Annotated in this window: 4 protein-coding genes; all 4 read left to right on the top strand. The window is 71.8% G+C overall.

Going from position 1 to position 2621, the window contains the following annotated elements:
• Positions 1 to 127: integrase core domain-containing protein (locus H0U68_RS20420; RefSeq protein WP_296353388.1), on the top strand; the 127-nt coding region annotated here is incomplete at its 5' end.
• Between the two features lie 96 nt (positions 128 to 223).
• A complete protein-coding gene (locus H0U68_RS20415) occupies positions 224 to 463 on the top strand; it encodes a PepSY domain-containing protein (protein ID WP_296358739.1) in 240 nt (79 codons plus the stop codon).
• A 19-nt stretch (positions 464 to 482) separates the two neighbouring features.
• Positions 483 to 1154 carry a response regulator transcription factor gene (locus H0U68_RS20410; protein ID WP_296358738.1) on the top strand — a complete coding sequence of 224 codons (672 nt, stop codon included), beginning with the start codon at positions 483 to 485 and terminating at the stop codon, positions 1152 to 1154.
• 10 nt (positions 1155 to 1164) lie between these two features.
• Positions 1165 to 2499, top strand: coding sequence for an ATP-binding protein (locus tag H0U68_RS20405; RefSeq protein WP_296358737.1), 1335 nt, complete (start codon positions 1165 to 1167; stop codon positions 2497 to 2499).
• Positions 2500 to 2621: the final 122 nt, after the last annotated feature.

The following is a 2621-nucleotide window of genomic DNA, read 5'->3' as shown; positions in this document are numbered from 1 at the left end:
GCGCCGAGCCGCTCTGCAGCCCTTCGTTGACCACTACAACTGGCTTCGGCCACACTCCGCTCTGAACCACCAGCCGCCCATGAGCCGCATTCCGGCTATGAACAACCTAGTGAAACTCGACAGCTAGAGCGCGAGTACCATCGCACCAACCGACTGCACCAACCGCCTGCACCAACCGCCTGCACCCGCCGAACCACCACCGATGCGCGCATCGCCACCCGCCATGACCCGACTCCGCCTGCTCGCCTGCACCGTGCTGCTTGCGCTGTCGTCCGTCCCGGCCTGGGCCGACCTGAGCCGGGATGACGCCGCCGCGGCCGCGCAGCGCGCCAGCAACGGCCGCGTGCTGGCGGTGGAGCGGGCCGATGGAGGCGGGCGCCCGGCCTGGCGCGTGAAGGTGCTCACCGCCGGCGGCGAAGTGCGCGTGCTGCTGGTGGACGCCGTCACCGGCCGCGTGCAGTAGCGCCGCTGCGCACCACGCCATGCGCCTGCTGCTGATCGAGGACGACGCCGCCCTGCGGCTGGGCCTGAAGCGCCAGCTGGAAGCCGACGGCTTTCGCGTGGACGAGGCGCGCGACGGCGAGGAAGGCCTGTTCCTGGCGCGCGAGTATCCGTGCGACCTGCTGATCGTCGACCTGGGCCTGCCCAAGCTCAATGGCGTGGAGGTGGTCAAACGCCTGCGCGCCGAAGGCCGCGACACGCCGATCCTGGTCCTCACCGCGCGCGGCACCTGGCAGGACAAGGTGCTGGGCCTGGAGGCCGGCGCCGACGACTACCTGGTCAAGCCCTTCGAATACCCCGAACTGGCGGCCCGCGTGAAAGCGCTGCTGCGCCGGTCGCTGAAGGCCACCACCGACGTCCTCACGCTCGGGCCGATCGGCATCGACCTGGCGGCGCAGGCGGTGCGCCTGAACGGCGAGCCGCTGGAACTCACCGCCTACGAATACCGGCTGCTGGAATACCTGGTGCGCGAGCGCCCGCGCGTGGTGACCAAGCAGGAGCTGTCGGACTACCTCTATCCGCACGGCGACGACCGCGACAGCAACGTGCTGGAGGTGCTGGTCGGGCGGCTGCGCCGCAAGCTCGACCCCGAAGGCACGCTCGCGCCGATCGAGACCCTGCGCGGGCGCGGCTACCGCTTCGCGGTGGAATGATCGCGTTGGGATGAAGCCCGGCTACTCGCTGCGCGCCCGCCTGCTGCTCGGCGCCGCGCTGGTGCTGCTGGCCTTTTTGGCCGGTGCCGGCGTGGCGGTGCAGCGCGCGCACGAGGACAGCGTGCGCGCCGCACACTACGTGCGGCTGCAGGGCACGGTGTACTTGCTGCTGGCGCAAGCGGAACTGGACCCGGCCGGAGGGCTGGTGATGCCGCGCGAAACCGCCGAGCCGCGCCTGTCGCTGCCCGGCTCCGGCCTGTACGCCGCCATCTACAACACCGATCGCGGGCAGGAATGGCGCTCCGCCTCCACCGTCGGCATGCGCGCGCCGTTCCGCCGCACGGTGGAGACCGGGCAGTGGCACTTCGAGGCGGTCGAGGGCGAAGCGGGCACGTCGTTCCTGTCCGCCACCTACGCGGTGCGCTGGGCCGCCGGCGCGCGTGCCGCGCCGCTGGTGCTGTCGGTGCTGGAGGAGCGCGGCGAATTCAAGCGCGAGGTGCGCGTGTTCGCGCGCACGTTGTGGGCCTGGCTGGGCGGCGCGGCGGCGCTGCTGCTGGCGGCGCAACTGCTGCTGCTGCGCTGGAGCCTGGCGCCGCTGCGGCGGCTGGCCGGCGAGATCCTGCGGGTGGAGAACGGCGAGCAGCCGCGCATCGAGGGCCTGTACCCCAACGAGGTGTCCGGCCTCACCGACAATCTCAACACGCTGATCCAGCAGGAGCGCGTGCGCCAGACCCGCTACAAGGAGGCGCTGAGCTTTCTCGCGCACAGCCTGAAAACGCCGCTGGCGGTACTGCGCGGCGCGCTGCACGACACGGCGCAGCTGCCGGCGGCGGTGGAGCAGCAGGTGGCGCGCATGGACGGCATCGTGCAGCACCAGCTGGGCCGCGCCGCGGCCAGCGGCAGCGCGCGCTTCACGCCGCCGATCGCCGTGCTGCCGGTGCTGCAGCGCATCCGCGAGGCGCTGCGCAAGGTCTATGCCGACAGGGGCGTGGCGTTCAGCGTGGAGTGCGACGCCGGCCTGGCCTGGCGCATCGACGAGGGCGACCTGTTCGAGATCGCCGGCAACCTGATGGACAACGCCGGCAAGTGGGCCCGCAGCCGCGTGGCGGCCCGCGTCTGGCGCGACGGCGCGCGCCTGCGCATCCGCGTGGACGACGACGGCCCGGGCTTCAGCGACACCGAATCCATCCTGCGCATGCACGTGCGGCTGGACGAGCGCGTGCCGGGCCACGGCGTGGGCCTGGCCGTGGTGAACGACCTGGTGGCCAGCCACGAAGGCGAGCTGGTGCTCGGCCGCGCGGAGATCGGCGGCGCGCGGGCGGACGTCGTGCTGCCCGCGCCTTAGGGAGATTCTGAAGAAGTCCACCGAGGCGTAGGCTGCTGCGTTGCGATTGCATCAAACGCGGAGGCGGTGGATGAAGCAGATGACGCTGGCCAATGGCGGCTTCGAGCGGTACGGCAAGACCA

It is taken from the genome of Ramlibacter sp., from assembly GCF_013697775.1.
Taxonomy (GTDB): Bacteria; Pseudomonadota; Gammaproteobacteria; order Burkholderiales; family Burkholderiaceae_C; genus Ramlibacter.
Note: the sequence above shows the minus strand (reverse complement) of the source record. Positions and strands in the feature narration are given on the sequence as shown.

Excerpts from the sequence above, each read along its gene's own strand:
- H0U68_RS20415 (WP_296358739.1), top strand. The coding sequence starts at position 224 with ATGACCCGACTCCGCCTGCTCGCCTGCACCGTGCTGCTTGCGCTGTCG.
- H0U68_RS20405 (WP_296358737.1), top strand. The coding sequence starts at position 1,165 with ATGAAGCCCGGCTACTCGCTGCGCGCCCGCCTGCTGCTCGGCGCCGCG.
- H0U68_RS20410 (WP_296358738.1), top strand. The coding sequence starts at position 483 with ATGCGCCTGCTGCTGATCGAGGACGACGCCGCCCTGCGGCTGGGCCTG.